This is a genomic window from Actinocorallia lasiicapitis (assembly GCF_054778695.1).
Map to the genome: position 1 here is coordinate 1 of NZ_BAAGZI010000363.1, position 5,906 is coordinate 5,906.

Here is a 5,906-nt window from a genome sequence, read left to right on the forward strand (position 1 = left end):
GCCCAGCAGGACGGCCCTGCGGCCGGGCCGACGCGGCGCCGGCGCCGGCGCCGGCTCGGGGATCTCGAGCTGAGTGCGCGGCTCGGTCTGTTCGACGACGGTGGGCGACGGCACGGAGCTGCGACGTTCCACGGCGATGCCGGAGAGCGTCGCGATGACCTCGGCGGTGGTGGGGCGCAGCGCGGGATCCACCTGGAGCAGCGCGAGGAGCAGCGGCGTCAGCGGACCGGCGTGCTCGGGGGCGTCGAACCGTGCTTCCAGCACGCGGGCGAGGGTGGCGGTGAACCCGCCGCCGGCGAACGACGGACGCCCCTCGACGGCCGTGTAGAGGGTCGCGCCGAGCGACCACAGGTCGGCCGCGGGGCCGAGATCCTCGCGCCGCGCCTGCTCGGGCGACATGTAGGCGGGTGTGCCCAGCAGGGCGCCGGTCTGGGTGAGTTCGGGGTCCCCCGACAGCCGGGCGATGCCGAAATCGGTGAGGATGACGCGCCGGCCGTCCAGCATCACGTTGGCCGGTTTGAGGTCGCGGTGCAGGATGCCCGCCTCGTGCGCGACGTTCAGCGCCTGGGCGACCGCCAGCCCGATCTCCGCGGTCCGTGACGGCGACAGCCGCCCCGCCGCGTCGACGGCCTGGGCAAGCGACACCCCCTTGACCAGCTCCATCACGATCATCGGGACGCCCTGGTGCTCGGTCACATCGTGGACCGTGATGATCGCGGGGTGGTTGAGCCGTGCCGCCGATCGTGCCTCGCGCAGCGCCCGCTGGACCAGGACCTGCTGTGACTCCTCCCACAGGTCCCCGCCGAGCAGCAGTTCCTTGACGGCGACCTGCCGGTCGAGGAGCTCGTCGACGGCACGCCAAACGCGTCCCATGCCGCCGGCCCCGACCTGCTCGACCAGCCGGTAACGCCCGTTGACCCGTTCGCCCGCCTCCGCCACGTCACAGCACCTTAACCATACGGAGCCCACGATAAGCGGCCCTTAACCCAAAGGGTGCGAATCATATCGAGCCGCCACCGGACCCGGGACTTGGGAGGTGGAGGGGACGTCAGTAGGGTCGCGGGCATGGGAGAGTTCGGGTGGTTGGTCCGGCGTGTTCTTGATGGCCCGGCCGTCGCCTCGCGGGAGACGATCGAGCGGTGGACCAGACGGCTGGTGCTGACTGCCGTGGTCCTCGCCAACATCGTCGGCGCGCTGGTCGTGCTGGTGCTGGCGGTCGCGGTGCTGCCCGATCCGTCCGACATGCCGCGGGCCGACGAGGTCCGCATGTTCAACATCGCGCTGCTGCTGGCCTATCTGACCGGGGCGATCGCCGTCGGGGTGATCGTCGGGCTGCGGTCGTTCCGGCCGATCCGGCGGCTGTTCCTCACCGCCCGGCCCCTCGACGAGGACGAGCAGCGGCTGGTGCTGCGCGCGCCGCTCCGGATGATGCGCGTCCACGTCCTGCTGTGGGGGGTGGCGAGCGTCGGATGGACCCTGATCGATCTGACGTTCTCGCCGCTGCTGGCGCTGAAGGTCGGGCTGACGTGCCTGCTCGGCGCCGTCACCACCTGCACGATCATCTACCTGCTGACCGAACGGCTGTTCAGGACCGCGGTGACGCGCGCGCTGAGCACCGAGGTGCCGAAGAACTCCGGTGTCCCCGGTGTGGTGGCGCGGTCGGTGCTGGCGTGGATGCTCGGGACGGCCATCCCCGTGCTCGGGCTGATGCTGGTCGGGGCGGCGGCGCTCGCGACGGAGAACATCTCCGCCACCCGGATGGCGTGGGTGAGCCTCGCGTTGGGCGGGACGGCGCTCCTGGTGGGGCTGGCCGTCACCTATCTGGCGGCGCGGGCCGTCGCCGACCCCATCGACTCGGTCCGGCAGGCGATCACCCTGGTCGAGCGGAACGATCTCCGTGCCGAGGTGCCCGTCTACGACGGCAGCGAGATCGGCCAGCTCCAGGCCGGGTTCAACCACATGGTCGCCGGGCTGCGGGAACGGGAACTGCTCCAGGACCTGTTCGGCCGGCAGGTCGGCGAGGACGTCGCGCGGCTCGCGCTGGAGCAGGGCGTCCAGCTCGGCGGGGAGCTCCGGCAGGTGTCGGTGATCTTCGTGGACCTGATCGGTTCGACGCGGCTGGCGGCGACCCGTCCGCCGATCGAGGTCGTGACGCTGCTCAACGCGTTCTTCGCGGTCGTCGTCGAAGTGATCGAGGAGCACGGCGGCTGGATCAACAAGTTCGAGGGCGACGCGGCGCTGGCGATCTTCGGTGCGCCGCTCGCCCTCGAGAACGGGCCGGGACGGACCCTCGCCGCCGCCCGCGTCCTGGCCGCCCGGCTGGCCGCCGAGGTGCCCGAGGTCAGCGCGGCCGTGGGTGTTTCCACGGGCGAGGCGGTCGCCGGGCACATCGGCGCCATGAACCGGTTCGAGTACACCGTGATCGGCGATCCGGTCAACGAGGCGGCCCGGCTCACCGATCTGGCCAAGTCGAGCCCGGGGCTGGTCCTCGCCTCGGGGACCGTCCTGGACGCCGCCGACCCCGCCGAAGCCGACCGCTGGAAGATCACCGGCGAGGTCACGCTGCGCGGCCGTCTGGAACCCACCCGGACCGCCGCGCCGCTCGACGCCTGATCAGCGGTGTGTGCGGAAGAACTCCGCGAGCCGCTCCCCCGCCACCGCGGGCCACTGGTGCCCGCCGCCGATCACCGTGCAGAACTCGATCCGCACCGGGTCCCCCGCGCTCCGGCACCACGTCCAGGACCCGCGGTCGACGGCCTGGCCGAACGCCGGCACCCCGTCGATCCACCGCCAGAAGTCCATCAGCCACTGGACGGGCGGGAACGGCAGCTTGGTGTCCGAATCCTGATTTCCGCCGCCGTGGTAGGGCACCGCGAAGTCGTTCGTCCCGTGGAACGCCAGCACCGAGATGCCGCCTTCGGGCTTGCACCCCACCCCCAACGCACCGGAGGCGACGGCGACGGCCGCCACCCGCCGGGGCCGCTCGCACGCGTACCGGTAGGCCATCGCCCCGCCGTTGGAGAAGCCCGCCAACGAGATCCGCCGCCCGTCGACCAGGCCCTGAGCGGCGAGCCGGTCGGTGAGCGCGTCGATGAACCCGACGTCGTCGATGCCGAACCATTTGGCGAACGCGCAGCACGTCCCGGCGTTCCACGTCCCCATCACCCCGTCGGGGTAGGCGACGACGAACCCCTCCCGGTCGGCGACGGCGTCGAGGCCGCTCTCCCTGCGCAGCGACTCCCCGTCGCTGACTCCCCCGTGCAACGCCACCACCAACCGCGCCCGCGGACCGGCCTTGTCCGGCACATGCACCCGGTAGTTCCGCTCCCAGCCCCCGAACGTCAGGGAACCGGTGCGAACCGTCCCCGCCTCCGCCCGCGCCGCCGACGCCCCGCCGACGACAAGGAGCAGCACCGCGACCACCACGCCAACCCACCGCTTGTTCATGCAGAGGATCTAACGCCCCGCACCCCACCGCGTCCTACCCCCCGCACGGCACAGAACCGCCGCCCGTTTTGACACTTTCCGCAACCCTGTAAACCCCGCTCACCCACGGTCACCGTAACCCGTTTCGCGCTCGCCCCCCGAGCCCTGTAAGCTACGACCGGTTCACCCCACGCGGATGTAGCTCAATGGTAGAGCCCTAGTCTTCCAAACTAGCTACGCGGGTTCGATTCCCGTCATCCGCTCGAGCCGGCCTCGCCTGGTCGGGCCTTACGGCCCTTCCCGCGGGGCCGTTGCGTTTCCCGGGGGATGACCCCCGGAGCCCCCAGCCATGAGTTGCTTGGGCCTCGCTCCGCTCTGGCTCATCCTTTCCTTCAGGGCTCCGCCCTGAACCCCGGTCAGGGGATCCGTCTGGAGGTGGACGGCGCGGGGGGTGGTGGGCTGCGACGCTTCGGGGATGAAGATGCGTACGGCTGTCGGTCTCGTGTTCGTCGGCAGCGTTGCTTGGGTGCTCCTCCTCACCTCGACCATGTTCAGTGCGGTCATGAGCGGGCCGATGTTCGAGGAGGAGGTCGACACCTCGAACGGGATTCCGGGTGAGTACGCCGAAAGGCTCGTCGCGGCGCCTGTCGGGGAGGCGCCGGGTGGGTGGCGTTGGGAGACGTTCGGGGAGGGGCTGGTGCTCGTGCCGTCCGCCTGGGAACGGGACGACGAGCCGTTCTGTGACGGATGGGACACGCCGCCTGAGGGGTTCTCCGAGTTCGCGGGCGTGCGGGCCACGGGCTGCGGACCGCTGAGCGGGGAGTACATCGTGTTCCGGGACGACGAGAGCGTCCACGTCGAACCCACCGCGCCCGGGATCAAGGACGGACGGCCGGTCAGAGGGGATCGGAACGTGCTGCGGGCCGTCACACGGCTCAAGGACGGGCGGTACGGCGGCTACTGGTGGAGGCAGGACGAACTGCTGATCGAGGTGCGGGCTGATCGGCGGGCCGATGTCGAGCGGGTTCTCGACAGCTTCACTCCCCACCGCGGCGAGATCGTCGTCGATGCTCGCGGTTGCGCCGTCATCGATGATGAGATGCCCCTGGTCACTCATGCGGGGTCGGGGTTTCTGCCCGATCGGATCGTTTCCGTGACGGCCTGTGTCTATGCCGAGAAAGGTGGGATCAGCGCCGGGCTCGACCGTTCCGTGCCGGTCGGCGGCGGGGAGCTGGCCGCCGCGACGGCCGACGCCGAGCGGTGCGATGAGGAGAAGTGGGGCTTTGTGATCTTCCACGTCCGTGACGCGAAGGGCCGTCTGTCCAGTCTCTATCTCAACGGCGCTGACTGCCTTGACAACGGTAGGGAGCGGCGACGTCTCGCTCCCGCGCTCCGCGACCTGATCAGGTGACCATGAGCTCTGGGGGCGTGTCACGGCGGGTCGGGCGGGAAGGGGCGCAGAGGTAGGGGTGGGAGAGGAGGAGGGCGAGGGCGGTGAGGAGGAGGCCCAGGTAGACGGGGGCCAGGTGGGGGAGGTCGGTGTAGCCGATGTGGGTGTGGGCGAGGAGAGGGGGGAGGAAGCCGGCGGCCGCGGAGGCGGCCAGGGACCACCAGACCCAGGAGTCGCCTCGGCGCCAGCCCCACGCCGACAGGGCCATGATGGCGATGGCGGCGGACATGAGGGCGCCGCCCCAGCCCGCGCGGTCGTGGGCGATGAAGGGGATGAGGTGCGGGTTCGCGGACCGGAGGTCGGCGGCGGTGGTGCCGAGGAAGACCAGGTCGCTGGGGACGAAGACGCGGGTGAGGCCCACCACCGAGATGACCGCGCCGCCGACGAACAGGCCGAAACCGGTGACGATCATCAGGAGCTGGCCGATGAGCGCACGGCGCCGCTGCCGCTCCGGGCCCTCGGGCATGATCGTCCAGCGGGGGCCGTCCGGGACGCGGCGGACGGCCAGCACGAACATCGGGAACAGCGCGACGGCGACGGCCGTGTGCAGCGGTTCGACGAACCCGATGCCCAGGAAGTAGAACAGGCTCGGAAAGCCGATCAGCCCGGACGCGAGATAGGCGTTCCGCGCCCACGGCCAGCCGCGCCGGATCCCCCCGACGGCCAGCCCGATGTACAGGGCGCCGATCGCGACCATCGTCCCGGCCATGGTGATCCGGTCGTGCTGCAGGAAGTGCACGAGATGGTGGTTGACGCCATGGAGCCCGGCCACGTCCAGGTCGAGGAAGGCCCGGTCGTACCAGAGCAGGACCGGTCCGAGGGTGACGGCCGCGGCACCCAGACCCGCGACGATCATCCCGAGGCCCACGAGGGTCCCCCACCACCAGGCCGGCCAGCGCCGCGGGTCGAGCCCGACGTCGGACAGGCCGGACGCCGGCTCGGTGCGCGTCGCCGGCTCGGTCACCCGCTGGAACCAGCCGGGACCGGCCTCCAGCAGCACCGCGGGGGTCGCCAGGACCATCGCGGACCC

The 5,906-nt window shown here is 71.2% G+C and carries 5 protein-coding genes and 1 tRNA gene; 3 read left to right on the plus strand and 3 right to left on the minus strand.

Going from position 1 to position 5,906, the window contains the following annotated elements:
* Positions 1-939 (minus strand): serine/threonine-protein kinase (locus ACYVE7_RS27580; protein ID WP_460368614.1); only part of this gene is annotated, 939 nt, incomplete at its 3' end.
* A 126-nt stretch (positions 940-1,065) separates the two neighbouring features.
* On the opposite strand from ACYVE7_RS27580, the gene ACYVE7_RS27585 reads away from it, so the two are divergent.
* Positions 1,066-2,613, plus strand: a complete 1,548-nt coding sequence (locus tag ACYVE7_RS27585) for an adenylate/guanylate cyclase domain-containing protein (protein ID WP_460368615.1) — start codon at positions 1,066-1,068, stop codon at positions 2,611-2,613.
* On the opposite strand, the gene ACYVE7_RS27590 is transcribed toward ACYVE7_RS27585, so the two are convergent.
* Positions 2,614-3,447 carry a CE1 family esterase gene (locus ACYVE7_RS27590; protein ID WP_460368616.1) on the minus strand — a complete coding sequence of 278 codons (834 nt, stop codon included), beginning with the start codon at positions 3,445-3,447 and terminating at the stop codon, positions 2,614-2,616.
* Positions 3,448-3,618: 171 nt separating this feature from the next.
* On the opposite strand from ACYVE7_RS27590, the gene ACYVE7_RS27595 reads away from it, so the two are divergent.
* Positions 3,619-3,689: transfer RNA gene (locus tag ACYVE7_RS27595), tRNA-Gly, on the plus strand.
* 212 nt (positions 3,690-3,901) lie between these two features.
* Entirely contained in the window at positions 3,902-4,837 is a 936-nt protein-coding gene (locus tag ACYVE7_RS27600) for a hypothetical protein (RefSeq protein ID WP_460368618.1), read from the plus strand.
* Here the strand turns inward: ACYVE7_RS27600 and ACYVE7_RS27605 are convergent.
* Positions 4,830-5,906, minus strand: a 1,077-nt coding sequence (locus ACYVE7_RS27605; protein WP_460368620.1) for a hypothetical protein, incomplete at its 5' end; no start/stop codon positions are given. The two genes, ACYVE7_RS27600 and ACYVE7_RS27605, sit on opposite strands and share 8 nt — an antisense overlap.

What these genes read in the sequence shown, in the direction of transcription:
- ACYVE7_RS27585 (WP_460368615.1), top strand. Translation starts at nt 1,066, where the DNA reads ATGGGAGAGTTCGGGTGGTTGGTCCGGCGTGTTCTTGATGGCCCGGCC.
- ACYVE7_RS27590 (WP_460368616.1), bottom strand. Translation starts at nt 3,447, where the DNA reads ATGAACAAGCGGTGGGTTGGCGTGGTGGTCGCGGTGCTGCTCCTTGTC.
- ACYVE7_RS27600 (WP_460368618.1), top strand. Translation starts at nt 3,902, where the DNA reads ATGAAGATGCGTACGGCTGTCGGTCTCGTGTTCGTCGGCAGCGTTGCT.